The organism is Paenibacillus diazotrophicus, from assembly GCF_042610465.1.
In genome coordinates this window covers 1482420-1498382 of record NZ_JBGJZN010000001.1, presented here as the reverse complement: position 1 = coordinate 1498382, position 15963 = coordinate 1482420, and the positions used below count along the sequence as shown (strand labels likewise).

General features: G+C 49.5%; 12 protein-coding genes. 2 read left to right on the top strand and 10 right to left on the bottom strand.

The features are described 5' to 3' along the window. Positions 1-223 precede the first annotated feature (223 nt). A complete protein-coding gene (locus tag ACAN54_RS06820; RefSeq protein ID WP_379152205.1) occupies positions 224-577 on the top strand; it encodes a DUF4190 domain-containing protein in 354 nt (117 codons plus the stop codon). Positions 578-679: 102 nt separating this feature from the next. On the opposite strand, the gene ACAN54_RS06815 is transcribed toward ACAN54_RS06820, so the two are convergent. The 10 genes from ACAN54_RS06815 to ACAN54_RS06770 all read right to left on the bottom strand — a co-directional run bounded on the left by ACAN54_RS06815 (position 680) and on the right by ACAN54_RS06770 (position 14484). Further along, on the bottom strand, positions 680-1888 hold the full coding sequence (locus ACAN54_RS06815) for a response regulator (RefSeq protein ID WP_379152202.1): 1209 nt from the start codon (positions 1886-1888) through the stop codon (positions 680-682). Next, positions 1885-3651 (bottom strand): cache domain-containing sensor histidine kinase, encoded by a 1767-nt coding sequence (locus ACAN54_RS06810; protein ID WP_379152199.1) that lies wholly within the window; start codon positions 3649-3651, stop codon positions 1885-1887. The genes ACAN54_RS06815 and ACAN54_RS06810 overlap by 4 nt, the downstream gene beginning before the upstream one ends. Positions 3652-3726: 75 nt before the next feature. After that, positions 3727-4551 carry a carbohydrate ABC transporter permease gene (locus tag ACAN54_RS06805; protein WP_379152197.1) on the bottom strand — a complete coding sequence of 275 codons (825 nt, stop codon included), beginning with the start codon at positions 4549-4551 and terminating at the stop codon, positions 3727-3729. Positions 4552-4568: 17 nt separating this feature from the next. Then, a complete protein-coding gene (locus tag ACAN54_RS06800) occupies positions 4569-5459 on the bottom strand; it encodes a carbohydrate ABC transporter permease (protein ID WP_379152195.1) in 891 nt (296 codons plus the stop codon). A 124-nt stretch (positions 5460-5583) separates the two neighbouring features. Further along, complete coding sequence (locus ACAN54_RS06795) at positions 5584-6963, bottom strand: extracellular solute-binding protein (protein WP_379153452.1); 1380 nt, start codon at positions 6961-6963, stop codon at positions 5584-5586. 218 nt (positions 6964-7181) lie between these two features. Continuing rightward, positions 7182-9380 carry a DEAD/DEAH box helicase gene (locus ACAN54_RS06790; RefSeq protein WP_379152188.1) on the bottom strand — a complete coding sequence of 733 codons (2199 nt, stop codon included), beginning with the start codon at positions 9378-9380 and terminating at the stop codon, positions 7182-7184. Then, entirely contained in the window at positions 9377-10696 is a 1320-nt protein-coding gene (locus ACAN54_RS06785; RefSeq protein ID WP_379152185.1) for an ATP-binding protein, read from the bottom strand. The genes ACAN54_RS06790 and ACAN54_RS06785 overlap by 4 nt, the downstream gene beginning before the upstream one ends. Beyond that, on the bottom strand, positions 10696-12258 hold the full coding sequence (locus ACAN54_RS06780; protein WP_379152181.1) for a TerB N-terminal domain-containing protein: 1563 nt from the start codon (positions 12256-12258) through the stop codon (positions 10696-10698). The genes ACAN54_RS06785 and ACAN54_RS06780 overlap by 1 nt, the downstream gene beginning before the upstream one ends. Positions 12259-12418: 160 nt before the next feature. Next, a complete protein-coding gene (locus ACAN54_RS06775; protein WP_379152178.1) occupies positions 12419-13636 on the bottom strand; it encodes an MFS transporter in 1218 nt (405 codons plus the stop codon). 80 nt (positions 13637-13716) lie between these two features. Then, complete coding sequence (locus ACAN54_RS06770; protein ID WP_379152175.1) at positions 13717-14484, bottom strand: DUF1836 domain-containing protein; 768 nt, start codon at positions 14482-14484, stop codon at positions 13717-13719. Positions 14485-14599: 115 nt separating this feature from the next. Between ACAN54_RS06770 and ACAN54_RS06765 the strand changes: the two genes are divergently transcribed. Further along, positions 14600-15922, top strand: coding sequence for a hemolysin family protein (locus ACAN54_RS06765; RefSeq protein WP_379154125.1), 1323 nt, complete (start codon positions 14600-14602; stop codon positions 15920-15922). The last annotated feature ends 41 nt before the right edge of the window (positions 15923-15963 follow it).

Here is a 15963-nt window from a genome sequence, read left to right as displayed (position 1 = left end):
GGATCCTCTAACGGACAGGAGGTGAATTCATATGATCCAGTACGACAGGATTCTGGGAAAACTGCGCATAAACCTGCTGAAAAATGTCTCTCTGCTGGAAATTGAATAAACTACATAGTTCAACCGATATAAATAAATAGTGGAATGCGCACATCTCCAGTTGGAAAATATTATATAATACACTGGAGCTATTATTCACAAAACACATAAAAGGAGCTATCACATGAGTTATCAACCCCCGCAATTTGGAAATCAGGAATATTACACGCAGCCACCCGCGCCTGCCAAGACAAACGGCAAATCCGTTGCCGCCCTGGTGCTCGGAATCTTATCCATTGTATCTCCTTATATTGGTCTGATATTCGGGATTATTGCGATTATTCTCTCCGCGATTTCTTTCAAAGAGATCCGCACACGTAACGAACAAGGTAAAGGCATGGCTATTGCAGGGCTGGTCTGCGGAATTGTTGGCACGATTATTTATGCCGTTATTATTGCCATTGTCATTATTGCAGTTATTTTCTTGAACGACTATGATGGCGGATATAATGCTTTTAACAGCTTCAACAACATCTAAACCACCTTACACAGCAGCATGACATGCAGTCAAAAAGGAAGCAGACACCGGTTTCGAAACCGGCATCCGCTTCCTTTTTTAGTTGGATTATCAGTGTGTTCTTTATGACAGCGGCGTTCCTTTACTCATCAGAATATTGATATTCTGCTGTTGGCGATACTCGGTAGGGGTTAACTGGTACCTTTTGCGGAACATCTGAGTGAAATGCTTCATGTCCTGATACCCCACATGCTCGGCGATCTCAGCCAGTTTTAGTCTGGGATTAAGCAGCAGCAGCTTGGATTGCTCCAGCCGCAGCGAAGTCACATAGTCTTTGTAGCCCTGCCCGGTTTTTTGCTTGAACAGTTGACTGAAATATGCCGGATTCAGGAATACTACCGAAGCCATTTTTTCGAGAGACAGGTCTTCATTGAAATGCTCCTTGATATAGTGCAGCGCCACATCTACCGCTTTTTCACCGCTCCCCTTCATCGGCTCAAGCTCCAGGGCCTGAAGAGCCGAAGCTTCCCTCATCCGTTTGACGACCTGCGGGACTGTACTGAAGTCATAGCTGAGACCGGAGTGGATCATTTGAAAGGGGATTTTTAAATAATGGGTGAGATGGTCTTTGACCTCCTCCAGAAACTGCTGAATCTCGGCGTCCTCCCGCAAGGTAATGAGTCCAAGCAGACTCTGGCGGTCATAGCTGACAACAAAACCCCGCCCATGCAGCTCAATAAGCTCTGATAGTACGTTCTCCACAATAAAATGCTCCAGCCGTATGCTTCTGTCCGCAGAATCCAGCTGCACCATCACCATATAGAAATGTTTATAATCCTCAATAAAAGGCTCTATGTCCAGATTACCGATATCAAGCCCTGAGGCCAGACGCTGAAAGACGCCTTCCCGCAGAAACCGCAGGCTCGCTTTCAGCCTCTCTCCCTGCCGGGAAATATCGTTGTCCTGCTCAATTTCAAGAGTGAGATTCGTGATGATCTCCAGCAACTTGCTCTTGCCAATGGGTTTAAGCAGATAATCCCTCGCCCCGAGACGTACTGCCTCCTGCGCATAGGAGAATTCACTATGGGCCGAGATCACTACCCATTTCACGTAGGGATATCTGCGCTTGGAGATCTTCATGAATTCAAGCCCGCTCATTCCTGGCATCAAAATATCCGTCAGAACGATGTGAATCCGCTGCTCTTCCATAATCTTGACCGCTTCTTCCGCCTTAGCCGCCACAAACACCTGATGATCCGGACTGATCTGTCCGATGGTGCGTATGATGCCTTCGCGGATGACCCTTTCATCATCAGCTACAAGAATATTCACGTTAAGTTATCTCCTTCCAACCTAATCGGCAGCACAATAGCAACCTGGGTTCCTTCTCCGGGAAAGCTCTGAATGTGCAGCCCGTATTCTTCTCCGAACATATGCTGCAAGCGCCGGTGCAGATTCTGTAGTCCAATCCCGCCTTTACTGCCTTCCTTGGGACTATTCCCGTTCAGGGATTGTAGTAGGCGTTCCAGCTGCCCTGCTGTCATTCCGTCGCCGTTGTCCTCCACAATCAATTGCAGGATGGAATCCTCTTCGCGTGTGTACACCTTCAGAATACCCTGGCGGCCCAGAGACTCCAGTCCATGCTTAACTGCGTTTTCAATCACGGGTTGAACGGTCATCTTCGGAAGACGGATGTTCAGCCAGCGCTCGTCAATATCCATCACAATCTGCAGCCTTCCTTCCAGGCGGATGGAAATAATCATCAGATAATGGCCAATCTGCTCCAGCTCTTCGCGCAGCGTAACCTCTGCTGCATCCTCCCACTGACTGCTGTACCGGAACATTGATGAGAGGGAAAGCACCAGCTCGCCGAGCTGCTCATTCCCCTCCTCATCCAGCATCCAGTAGATCATATCCAGTGTGTTGTAGAGAAAATGCGGATTGACCTGGGACTGCAGCGCATGCAGCTCAGCATTTTTCTCACTCACAGAGGACAGTTTCACGCGTTCAATCAGTTCCTCAATCCGCCGGACCATCCGGTTAAAGGAGGCAACGAGAATATTAATCTCCTGGTAGGACGACACATTGACCATCCCCCGGAAGTTGCCGACCTCCACCTGCCTCATCTCGCGGATCAGCTTTTTCAGCGGTGAGGAGATCGTCTGTGACACGATAGAAGCGATTAACGTCGACACGAAGATCAGAATCGAGATGACAATGAGCAAATAGCGCTTCATCTCTTTCAGTTCCACATTGAGATCCTTATCCGGGGTAATAGTCATCACCCACCATCCGGAAAAAGAAAGCCGGGAAGCCACCACCAGACGCCCAGATTCCTGCCGCACACTCTCATGCTGGAAGTTCTGCAAGGAAGGCAAAGTCTCCCTTACCGGAGCCGGATCTGTTGCTGAGGTCACAAACCGCCCATCCTCTGACATCAAATACACCTGGCTGTGCACACCCAGCTTAAGGTTCTCCAAAGCGTCAAGAACAGGCTGTGGATTCGTCTCATAGAGAACAATGCCAATTGGTTTGTGCTCATTCAGATCATAGATTTGCCGGCCAAAAGCAAACACCGGGCTGTCCTCCACCTGGTCAATTAACGAATGCTGATACACACCGAGCCAGACCATTTTGCCTGAAGAGGATTGAAGCTGTTTGTACCAGTCCTGACTTTGATATTTGGGGTCTACGACATTCATATAGTTGCCGTAATTATAGATTTTTCCTTTGTCCGTGATGACATGGATGCCCACCAGATCATCCCGTGAATAAAATATTGAACCGATAATGTTGGTGACGGTCTGCTCATTGATGTAAGCCACTGCTGGTTCATCCGTTGTTTCATTAATCAATCGAATCATCTCGAAGTTATTGCTGAGTGATTTGGACAGAGAGTCATATCCTTTGTAGAGCAAGGTGAACAACCCTGCCGTCTGGGAGACGTTCTTTTGCGACAAATCACTAATCTTCTCATGCAACTGTACCGTAGTCCGGTTATAGTAGAGCAGGCTGACAATAAGCAGAATACTGGACATGCAAAAAAGAAACAGCAAGAACAACCGATGATGGATGGAATGAAAGCCGCTTTTCATAGGACTCTCTCCTTTCAACACCCTGTTCTGCCGTTTCCTATTATAAATCTTTACCAATTTTTTTTGCAACGACGATTAGCCTTTGACAGCACCCGCTACCATTCCTTTGGTAATTTTGTTGGACAGGAAGAAGTAGATCAGGATAACCGGCAGCGCGCCCATGACCAGGAATGCCCCGATGTCACCGTAATTAACGGAATACTGGCTTACAAAAGTATATACCCCGAATGGTAATGTTTTTAGCTTTTCGGAAGAGATAAAGGTTGCTGCCAGGATGTATTCGTTCCAGATGTTGATGAAGGTCAGGATACATACGGTCATCACCGGCGGGATGGACACCGGAAGAATAATGCTGCGGAAAATCCGGTATACGCTTGCTCCATCAATAAATGCCGATTCCTCAATTTCGTGGGGAATATCTCTCATAAACCCGGACAGGATGAAGACTGCAATTGGTGTTGAGAACGCAACGTACGGCAGAATCAGCGACAAATGAGTATTCAGAACGTGAATGTTCTTGAAAATAATCATCAGCGGCAGCAGCGTAGCCTGCATCGGAATCATCATACCCATTAGGAAGATCGTCATGACGATATTTCCGTATTTCCAGCGGAAACGCGAGATGGCATAAGCTACCATGGAGGCAAGAACAATAACACAGATCATTGTAATGCCGGTAACGAACACACTGTTGGATAAGTATTTCAGATAACTGCCTGAAGTATAGGCTTCACTGTAGTTATGCCATTGAAAGGTTTTGGGGAAGGAGAAAAAGCTGCCATCCATAATTTCTTCATTGGTCTTCAGTGAATAGAGTACTAGCCAGAGCAGTGGATATAACTGGGTCACTACAGGAATTGCGAAAAGAAGATACACGATTCCTTTTTTGAATTTTTGCATGATCGCGCACTCCTTTTCTAATTGAATTTACGTTCAAGTCTGTTGAATATCGCATTAATGAATCCGGTAAAGACCAGACAGACTACAACCAGGAAACTGGCAATCGCACTGCCGTAGCCATACTTCAAAGACATAAATGAGCTATTGTACATATGTGTAGAGATGACATCGGTTGCATGAGCCGGACCGCCGGCGGTCATTACCATAACCAGATCGAAGGCCTGCAGGGAACCGATAAACGCCAGTACAATCGATATTTTAAAGATCGGGACGATCAACGGAAGTGTGATATAGCGATCCGCTTTAAAGCCATCCGCCCCGTCAATTTTGGCCGCTTCATAAAGTTCATCCGGAATATTCTGTACCCCTGTGTACTGAATCAGCAGATGATAGCCGAAGAACTGCCATAGGGATACGAGATAAAGGGCGAACATGGCAATTTTGGGCTCGGTCAGCCAATTGTGTGTCCAGCTGTCCAGTCCCAGAGAGATCAGAACACCGTTGAGCATACCGCCCATGGAGGCCGGGTTATAGATCGTTTTCCACAGTTGTCCAATAATTACGACAGAAAGAATAACTGGTGTAAAATAGATCGAAACCAATGTGTTGCCTCTTCTGACATAACGGTTAAGCAAAATAGCCATTCCCAGACACAGTGGAATTTCCAGCATGGAAGCTACAGCATAGAGCAAGGTTCTTCTTACAGATGGCCAGAACACCGGGTCATTCCAAAACATATCTTTGAAATTGCCGAATCCGACAAATGTGGCAGACGAGAGTCCGTCCCACTTCAATAAACCTGTATACAGTGAAACCAGTATGGGAATAAACACAAGGCACACGTACAAGAACAGACACGGCAACACGAAGACGGCTATTGTGCGTGCTGGCACTTTCAGTACTTTCATCTTTCCCGCCTCCTAAACAAGCAGATTCTTTGTCTATATCAGATGTTTTGTTTCATGGATAAATATCGGTGCGAAGAAGCCGGATTCAGCTTACTTCGCACCGAGAGTGAACGATGGTAACTGCTTATTTATTAGCTTCGAATGCGGTTTGATGTTCTTTGGCTACTGCAGCGGAATCCATTTTCTGTACGAACAGGTTCTGGATACTGCTGAGGTGCACCTGTGAAGTAGCCGGATTCATCGTGTTGTCGAACGAGAGGTCGCCGCCCTTAACTTGGTTGAACAGACCGGCTATGGTGATTGCCAGATCGGAGTAACCGGCTGCTTTCAAGTCGCCGTCTACTTTTTGACCAAGACCTACAGCATTTTTCAGTTCAAATTGTTTCTTAGGCAGATTGCTGGCGAAGAAGTTGAGGAAGTCTTTTGTTTCCTGCAGGTGTTCGCTGTTGGCAGATACTGCGAATGCGCTGCCTGGTGCAAGCATGAATTCGTTAGGGTCGCCTTTGCCGTTAACCGTAGGGAATTGGAACGCTCCTACTTTACCTGCCACGGAAGAAGCATCAACTGCGCCTGTTTCCCAAGATCCGATCACCCACATAGCGGCTTTACCGGATTTGAAGATGTTACCGCCTGCATTAGCGTCAATGGAAGTTGCACCGTCAGGGAACGCACCTGCTTGAACCAGCTGTTGGAATGCGTCTACAGCTTCTACGAAAGCAGGATCTTCAAAGGTTTTCTTGCCATCCATTACATCCTGCAGGAAGCCAGGGCCGCCGTTAGTGCGGAGCAGGATGTTCATGAACAGGAAGGAACCTGTCCAGGAATCTTTTTCACCGATAGCCAGTGGCGTAATACCTTTGTCTTTGAGAATCTTCACGTCCTTAAGCATTTCCTCAAAGGTTGTTGGGGTATTAGCAATACCAGCCTGTGCGAACAAGTCTTTGTTGTAATAGACCACTTCGATGTTATTGCCATCTGGTAAGGCGTATATATTGCCATTAAAACTGTAGTAGTCCAGCAGACCCGTTTGATACGTGTCTTTGAGCCCGTTCTGATCCAGCATATCGTTCAGTGGTGCGAACAATCCTGCATCTACAAAAGGGTTCATTTGTGCGGCCGGGTTCACGATGGTAATGTCCGGTACCTCTTTGGAAGCTGCTTGGGTTTTGAGCTTGACTTTTTGCTGGTCGGTATTCAGTGTATCCAGTTCAATGGTGACGTTTGGATGTTCCTTCATATACTGGTCAGTCAGCTCATGGACCATTTTGTAGGACGGAGTGGTTGGATCGGGATAAATATTCTGGAAGGTAATGGTTACCTTCTTGTCACTCTTCGTCGTGTTCGCTGCTGTACCGCTGTTAGTGCTGTTGGTGCTGTCAGGTGCTGCACTTGACGCTGCGTTGTTCTTACTGTTGTCGTTTGAGTTGCCGCATGCTGCAACGCTTAAAGCCATTGCTGCAGTTAATGCGACGGTGAATGTTGTCTTCATTTTTCTGTTGACCATGAATCAATGCCCCCTGTGTTCGTGATAGGTTAATTATCTTCTGCTTAAGCGCTTCCAACAAGGTGGGAACTACAGAAATAAGGTTTGTTTTTTCTAGGGATGCCAAAAAAATACTCCTGCGCAAGAAAGCAGGAGTATTGGGGATCTCAATATATGAATTAACGGCCCATCCTTGAGACAAGCTTGGATAGGTCAATTTCACTGCATACACATCGTTTTCACTCTGTTCTCCCCCATTGCTTCAGCACCTCTACCAATCCCGGGACATCCAGGCCGTCGAGGGAAAAAGCTTTGCGCAGCAGGTCATGCGGAATGAATTCATCATATTTGCCAAGGTATGGTGCTTCATCCGGCCCGAGGAGAGCGATCGGATTGGATGCGGCTGTGGCTTCGGTGATAATCTCCTGTTCCAGCATTTCTGCATCTGCCTTCCCGGCAACGACCATATAATAGGGCTCCATGGGGGTCACGGAACGCAATCCAAGCGGTCCCTTGAGATTATTCTTCAACAGCCGTTCCAGAGTCCGGAACTGACGGCTCCCTGCCCAAGGCAGGATGAACATGGAATCGCCGCCGGCAGGAAGCACGGAATGCTTAAGAAGACCGCTTTCCTTCGCTAGACGGCGTGCACGTTCAAGTCGTGCAGCCGCACTTGGGGCCAGGTAAGGATATAGTGCCGTTGATCCCAGTACCTCACGGATTTTGGTCATAATGCGGGTGTGTACATCTCCTCCTGCACCTAACCATAAGGTATCCACTTTGCCGCGCGAGCCTTTGACATACACGGCCTTATGGCGGTTGTCTACCTCTTCCACCTTCCAGAGCTTGCCTGCAAGGGTGAAACAATAGCCTGGCGGCGGCACTGTTGTAATGGAACCGATCTCCTCAGTGCCGTTATATACCACATGTTCCTCATCGTCTTTGAATACGGCATAGAACCGGAAGTTATTAACGATCTTCTCCCCTGCCAGTCCGATCAGCAGGTTGCCTTCATCCATGGATTCAATATGGCCCATTCCGATCATATATTCCATGAATGCATCATAATCTGCAGGCTCTATACTGCTGAATGAAGGAAGACTAAGTACAGCAGCCTTAAGATCCTCTGGCTCCGCTTCACCCATGCTCTTCAGGATGCTCATCGTCTGATGGTAGAGCAGCCCTACCGGAAGCTGCCGTACGACCAGCGGTTCAACCCATTTCTCGCGCACATAGAGCTCTATGACGGCGATGGCCCGCAGCAGCGTCCATGGCATCCGTGCGGGAAGCTGAGCCTCCTCGTCTTCTTCCTCCGGCGTGACGAAGATCATCTCCGAGGCGGCATCTCCCCGCCGCCCTGAACGTCCCAGCCGCTGCACGAAGCTCGCGCAGCTATAGGGTGCGCCAAGCTGCAGTACGCGCTCCAGCTCGCCCAGGTCAATGCCCAGCTCCAGCGTCAGCGTGGCCGCTGCCACCGCCGGGCCAGTCCTCTGACGGAGTGCTGCCTCCGTCTCCTCGCGCAGCATCGCGGATATGCTTCCGTGATGCACATGGAACACGTCGCGCTCGCCGCGCTTCGCGGCGAGCCTCCGCATCTCCAGGATCGCCTCCTCGGCATCCGTCCGGCTATTGGTGAAGATGAGCGCTTTCTTCAGATGCGTATGGTCATAAATGAAACCATAATAGGCCTGGCGCGCCCGCTCCAGATGCTCGGCCTGCACTTCGTCCCGCGCATCAGGAAATGAGAAGTGCTCGACACTAAGGCGAAGCTTACGCCCCCCCTGCGGTGCCGAGACTTCTACACTTTCGCGGGTACCCGCCGCCAGCCATTCCGTTACAGAAGCGTAATCGCTTAGTGTAGCAGAAAGTCCAATCCGCCGCGGGTGGCAGCCAGCCATCCTGTTGATGCGCGCGAGCTGGCTGAGTACCTGAATGCCGCGATCCGCTCCCATGAAGGCATGCACTTCATCGACTATAATGAAGCGAAGATCATGGAATAATGCCGGAATGGCATTAGGACGGTTCATCAGGAGACCTTCCAGGGACTCTGGAGTGATCTGTAGCACCCCTGAGGGATTCTGCATCAGCTTCGTCTTGTCTGCCTGCGGTACATCCCCATGCCAGTGCCAGACCGGTATATTCCCTTCGCGGAGTAAGTCATTCAACCGGGTGAACTGGTCATTGATCAGCGCCTTAAGCGGTGCTATGTAGAGAATCCCCACAGAAGCCGAAGGCATTTCATACAACTGGGTAAGCGCCGGAAAAAAAGCGGCTTCCGTCTTACCGGAAGCCGTACCCGAGGCAATCAGCAGATGATGCGGTGTATCGAACAGCACACGGCATGCATCCACCTGAGCCTCACGCAGTGTCTCCCAGCGGTTCTTATAGATGAACTCCTTAATAAATGGAGCCAGCCTGTAAAACGGATTGCTGCTCATAAGTCAAACTCCGCCAGGAAACCGTCCAGTTCATTCGGCTCCGTGTCGGCAGTCTTAGGTGTCCGCTCGCCAACAAGCTTCTCGAATGATATTTCCGGATGCTGGTGCAGCGTATGCAGCAGGTCCATGAAATCGCGCACCACCTCGCGCGCGGTAAGCAGCTCATCCGCTCCGAGGCGGCCTACGGCTTCTTCCATGAAATGCACCAGTTGCTCCTGCGTCAGCCTGGCCTCATAACTGTAATGAAGGGCATGAATATCCCGTAGCTTCTGCAGCAGCACCAGAATTTCCTCGTGGGAGAGCATATCCAGTGCAATAATCGGCCCGGTAAAATTATTAAGACCCGTACCGCCATATCGTCCGGCAACAAGTCTTGACCGCAGGGCTTCGTAACTGAACAGCCCGCGGCGTCCGTCTTCAACGAATTGCGGTGTCCCCCCAATAAAGATTCCCAGCCGCTCTGCCTTGCCCTGCATGGTATCGTTGAACATGGTCAGCAACTTCTCATAATTGCTCTGGCGTGAAATACTGTTCGTGATCTTGTATAAGTTCACACCTTCATCAATGAACAGCAGCAGCCCCTGATACCCGATGGCACCCGTGAATTCCGCCCATAGCTTCATATAATCGTACCAGTTGTCATCATCGATAATTACACCGACGCCCAGCGCCTTGCGTGCTTCGGTACGGGTGGCGAACTCGCCGCGGAGCCAGCGCAAGGAATCCTGCTTCAGCTCATCATCGGCTAACTTGTGACCGTTCCAGTAGGCAGCTAACACCTTCGCAAAATCAAAACCGTGCACCAGACCCCGCATTTCTGAAGCCACAGTATAGATTCTTTGTTCCACCTCTTCACCAAGCTGAGGAGCATCCGGACTATAGCCCTTCTCCTGCATAATCGCTTGCTGCAGGGTTATGATCCACTTCTGGAGAATCATCTCCAGCGCTCCGCCGTCGGGGCGTGTGCGCGTAGACAGATGGCTCATCAGCTCCCTGTATGTAGCTAGGCCTTGCCCTTTGGTACCCACAAGGCGCCTTTCAGGGGACAGGTCAGCATCCGCAACTACAAAGTCCCGGTCCATGGCGTAGTTGCGGATAATCTGAAGCAGGAAGCTTTTGCCGCTGCCGAATTTGCCGGTTATCAATTTGAAGGCGGCACCGCCTTCAGCAATATTCTCCATATCCCGGAGAATGGCCTCGACCTCGGGACGGCGTCCCACCGCGATATGCTCAAGACCAATACGCGGAACAACACCCGCTGTCAGTGAATTTATCAGCGCAGTGGTCATCCGCTTTGGTATCTTCAGTACACTCATCAATCATTCACCCCACCCAAATATTGCAGTAACGGCACCAATTCCTCGTTCAGCTCTTCTTCATCGATCAGCAGATCGCCCAGAAGTTCCATCGCAGTCTCATTGATTCCATCGAACAGCAGCTCAGTCATCGTTCCACCGGCCGCAGCCAAATGGTGCACCGCATTCATTCCTTTGCCTTCTGCCAGAGCACGGACGACGGCGAATTCAAGCGGAGTCAGCGCAGCAGCGAACTGATGCATGATCGCGGAATCATCATTGCCGGGATCTGGCAGCGGCTCTGCCATTGAAACAGTCTCTTCAAACACATGAATCCCCGCATCTCCTGCTACATCCTCGTTAAGCTCAGTAAGCTGATCCTGGGCTTGCCCGCTCTCCTCTATCGTAAGCAGTGTCCGCACAATATCGGAATCGCTTTGAAGCTGCTCCAGCTTCCGGGGATCAATGATAACCGCCGGGCCCTTTTCCTTCTGTTCCGCCTTCTTGAATTCACGCTGCAGAAACCGGCTGACCAAGTCTTCCATATCGGCATCAACCTTAACATCCTTCAATCTGCCCCGATAACCCAGCAGTGCCCGCAGCTTATTCTCCGTGAGCCGGAACAGGCGTGTAATCAGACTGCGCAGTGGAGGAGATTTACTAATCCGCACCACAGGCACAAGAACAGAATAGCCGTACAATGAGATGTCATACACTGCGCTACGGAACAGGTAACGCTCACGAACTACTGCCGGACCCGGAGGAAACATTCCGATCAGATTGGAGCCATGCTTGCGGGTCACATAGGCATCAATCAGGGCAACCACCTGCGGGATATAACGTTCTGCAGCCGCCTTTCCTTCTCCCGCATAGAATTTGGATTTGCTGATATCGTAATCGGACATGACAGTCAGCACTTCAAAAGTCAGCTGCTCCGGTGCAGAAGTCAAACAGCGCACCAGTTCAAGCTCAGCCAGATCACCGGCAAGTCCCCGCGAACGGGCGACAATGCCCGTCAACGGAACCTCCAGATGATGCACGAATGAGAAATCCGCAATCCATCCGCCCAGGTATTGATCAAGTCTTTTATATTGTTCCCGATAAGCTTCCCATAACCGATTCAGCTGCCGGTATCCCTCCTGGGGCTCGTCCCAGCCCACACCATTAATCAGCTCATAGACATGCAGAAAAATATAAGACAGATCCGTCTTAGGGTACCTGCCCTGTCTGACCTCATCACGCCAAAAGAAATACCATCGGCTCTGTGCTCCGGTCATATGACCATAGGTCGGCCAGTAGCTTTTGAAAGGAACAAACAGCGCCGCTGCTTCCCTATGATCCACCAGTTCCCTGGCCCGGATGACAAACTGGCTCTCTGTCGTAGTTACCGGCTCCTGAGTTTCTTCCATATCCCATAACTGCAGCTGAATGGTCGATTCTTCAGGCGCTTTTTTCTTCGGTATGACTGCTGGAGCCTTGGGGACCCCGGCCTCTGCTGAAGAACGAGGGGGGATCGGCAAATTCTGCTCCGTGCTCTCCCACACCAGCTCTGTAAAATGCGGCTCATTTCCGTCTCTTCTCAAGTCTCCACCCCCATACGGGTCTTACGAAAAAACGGTCCTGTTCACAGAAGTGAAGGAACCGTTTGTGTACTTCTGGTATGAAGTAACGCTGTCTACATCTTACTATTAATATTAGCATTCTTAACGGATGAACATCAAGCCTGATACTGAAGATTTGGGATTAACTGAGTTCTAGCCCTTTGGTCTCTTTGCCCAGGAACAGTACAGCTAAAGCACCAATAATAATAGTCCCAAAAAAGATCAGGAATATCGAACCGATCCCTACTCCATTACCGACCATAACGCCCACTAGCGTAGGTGCTATAATCCCGCCGATGCGGCCAAAGGAAGTCGCAAGTCCTGCACCTGTTGAGCGGATGGCTGTCGGGTACAGCTCCGGTGTATAGGCGTACATCCCGCCCCATGCCCCCAGATTGAAGAACGACAGGCAGATCCCGGCAGCCATCAGCATGCCCTCGGTATCAGAATTTCCGAACCACGCAGCACTGACCGCAGTGAGCAGAAGATAGATCACAAGCACAAATTTGCGGCCGAATTTCTCAATGAAATAAGCTGCGGTGAAATATCCCGGCAATTGCGCCAGCGTCATAATCAGCACATATTCAAAGCTTCTGACAAGACTGAAGCCTTTGATCACCATGACCGTAGGCAGCCACAGAAACATGCCGTAATAGGAAAAAACAACCGTGAACCACAAAATCCAGAGCATGATCGTTGAACGACGATATTCACCGGACCAGACGGTGGCTATCCGGCTCCGTAGAGGCACAGGTGCTTTCTTCTGAATCTCCGCAAATCGGGGGGAATCATCAATCGCACGCCGCAAGTACAGCGCATAGAGGGCCGGTACCGCACCAATGGCAAAAGCTATTCTCCAGCCATAATCCGGAATTACGAAATAAGCGATTAACGCCGAGACGATCCACCCGACCGCCCAGAAGCTCTCCAGCAGAACTACCGCCCGTCCTCTTTCCTTCGCTGGCATGCTTTCGGAGACCAGTGTTGAGGCGACAGGAAGCTCTCCGCCAAGCCCAAATCCGGCGATAAAACGCAGTACGCACAGCATGGCATACCCGGCGGCAAAAGCAGATAACCCACTGGCCAGCGAGAAAATAAGGAGGGTCCACAGTAGAACCGACTTACGACCGAAACGGTCAGCAAGAATACCTGCAGCGGCTGCGCCTACTGCCATACCTATAGAATTGATGCTCGTCAAATATCCGATCTTTTCCGGTCCGAGGCCCCATTCCTTGGCAAGCGCCGCAACGACAAAAGATATCATTCCCACATCCATTGCGTCAAACATCCAGCTGAGACCGGCACTGAAGAGCAGTTTTCTTTGCTTTGGATTTTGCAGCAGCGACATATTATTTAACATTATGCACCTCTTCCCTAAGTCCGACTAATCAACCTGGTATTTATTGCTTGTATCACTTACACATTCTAAATTTGCCGGGTTCAAAAATCAAGGAATAACGCTGCGTTGCAGTATTGTCTGGCCAATGCCTGGAAATAGCAGGTTTGGACGGAGATAGCGGCAATCATTAGCATATTCCGTACGGCATGCCGCTGGGACCTGGTCAAATGGTTCAACCGTTGCATCATATTTTCGAGCGAGGCCTTAAGCACCCTGTCTGCCTTAGAGGAGTAAGTCTGTTGAGCGTTGAGATCAGCGATTCCCTGGTCCGGCAACACAGGACTACTCTTAATCTCCTCAAAAAGCTCCGCATAGGCATGATACAGCTGTGCTGGTTCAACCAGATCGTCATCGTCCCGTTCAGGTGCCAGGAAAAGCATCCGGAACAGCTGGCGGATACTCTCGAAATCAAGCGCTGCCTTCAGATCATCGATCATAAATAGAAGCGCTGCCTGGTTAACGGAATATTTCTTACCCTCCCGGGGCGAGCCCAGGTATTCTTTGAAATCACGTTTCACCCAGTTCTGCATAGAAGTGGCTGAAAGTGTAGAATACTCAATCAAGTGGCCCAGTGTAGCGATTTCTCCAAGTGACAACCCCTTCACTTTCCCGCCTTTGATCAGCTTTTGTAGAATGGGAGGAATCTCTGTAGACAGAAAAGCCGGGAGCGACGAGCCATTTTCCACTGCTTCATGATGAAATTTTGACCAGGCAGCCTGTAAAATATGTAACGGTTTACGTTCTGTAGCTCCGTTCAGCGACAGCAATAATTCAGACATTTCTATCCGGCTGAGTGTAAAAGCTTCCATATATGGCACCCCTTCGCCATTTGATTTTATATTGAAAAGTTCGTACAATGAGTTCATATGAACTCATAATATGAGTATAACCTATTTTAACAACGAGAGGGATGGTAAAGATTATATGGGTATAGGACTTAGTTTGACGCTTGTGGCAATTTTGATCATTTTAACCGCATTTTTTGTAGCGACGGAGTTTGCATTGGTACGGCTGAGAGGCAGTCAGATTAGCCAGATGGTGCTGGAGGGCAAGAAGAATGCCTTGGCGGTTCAAAGGGTTGCAGCTAATCTGGACGGATATTTGTCTGCTTGCCAGCTGGGCATCACGATTACAGCACTGGGGATCGGGGCTTTGGCAGAGCCTGCATTTGAGCAGCTTTTGCTTCCATTGTTCGACCTTGGCCATATCAGCCACAGTGTGAGTGAGCCCATTGCTTTTGCATTGGCATTCATTATTGCCACATTCCTGCATGTCGTAGTCGGTGAGCTTGCTCCGAAGACAGCCGCTATCAATATTCCGGAGAAAATCGGTCAGATTACCTCACCGCTGATTATTTGGTTCTACAAAATATTGTACCCTCTGATTTGGCTGATGAATGGTTCTGCCAACCTGCTTGTCCGCATGTTCGGGATGAAGCCGGCAAGCGAGCATGGAGATGCGCATAGCGAAGATGAGATTCGTCTGATTCTCTCAGAAAGTTATGAGAGCGGTAAAATCAACAAAGCTGAATATGGCTATGTAAACCGTATCTTCACCTTCGACGAAATGCTGGCCAAAGAGATCATGGTACCTCGGACAGACATGGTTTGCCTGTTCACCAACCATTCCCTGAAAGAGAATTTGGAAATCATCCGTAAGGAGCAATACACCCGATTTCCCGTGGCTGACGGTAGTAAAGACAACATCATCGGGATGATCAATACGAAACAGCTTTACTTACAATACGATAACAATCCGGAATTCGATTTCAAAAGCCTGATTCTGCCGCTGCTCACCGTATCTGAAGTTACTCCAGTGAAAACACTGCTGACCCGCATGCAAAAAGAGCGTGTGCATATCGCCCTGCTGCTTGATGAATACGGTGGTACCTCCGGTCTGATTACGATTGAGGATATTCTCGAAGAGATTGTCGGTGAGATCCGTGATGAATTCGACGCTGACGAACGCCGCAATATCGAGAAGCTCAGTGAATCCCACTACCTGTTTGACGGTAACGTCTCTGTCCAGGAAATTAAGGAACTGACTGGTCTGGATCTGCATGACGATGAGGTCACTACTATCGGAGGATGGCTATACAGCCATCTGGAGGAACCTGCTGTTGGTAAAAGCGTGACTCATGAACATGTAAAACTAACCGTTCTCGAAATGAACCGTCACCGGATACGCAAGGTTGAGATTGAAATCGGACAGACCGGATCTGAATATCAGGACGTACAGCCGGAATAATTAATTACATTAAACATTGCAAAAGGCGCTCCAACTTGGAG

Coding starts and splice junctions, on each gene's coding strand:
- ACAN54_RS06770 (WP_379152175.1), bottom strand. CDS start 14,484: ATGGAAGCTTTTACACTCAGCCGGATAGAAATGTCTGAATTATTGCTG.
- ACAN54_RS06810 (WP_379152199.1), bottom strand. CDS start 3,651: ATGAAAAGCGGCTTTCATTCCATCCATCATCGGTTGTTCTTGCTGTTT.
- ACAN54_RS06820 (WP_379152205.1), top strand. CDS start 224: ATGAGTTATCAACCCCCGCAATTTGGAAATCAGGAATATTACACGCAG.
- ACAN54_RS06785 (WP_379152185.1), bottom strand. CDS start 10,696: ATGAGTGTACTGAAGATACCAAAGCGGATGACCACTGCGCTGATAAAT.
- ACAN54_RS06790 (WP_379152188.1), bottom strand. CDS start 9,380: ATGAGCAGCAATCCGTTTTACAGGCTGGCTCCATTTATTAAGGAGTTC.
- ACAN54_RS06800 (WP_379152195.1), bottom strand. CDS start 5,459: ATGAAAGTACTGAAAGTGCCAGCACGCACAATAGCCGTCTTCGTGTTG.
- ACAN54_RS06765 (WP_379154125.1), top strand. CDS start 14,600: ATGGGTATAGGACTTAGTTTGACGCTTGTGGCAATTTTGATCATTTTA.
- ACAN54_RS06795 (WP_379153452.1), bottom strand. CDS start 6,963: ATGGTCAACAGAAAAATGAAGACAACATTCACCGTCGCATTAACTGCA.
- ACAN54_RS06775 (WP_379152178.1), bottom strand. CDS start 13,636: ATGTTAAATAATATGTCGCTGCTGCAAAATCCAAAGCAAAGAAAACTG.
- ACAN54_RS06805 (WP_379152197.1), bottom strand. CDS start 4,551: ATGCAAAAATTCAAAAAAGGAATCGTGTATCTTCTTTTCGCAATTCCT.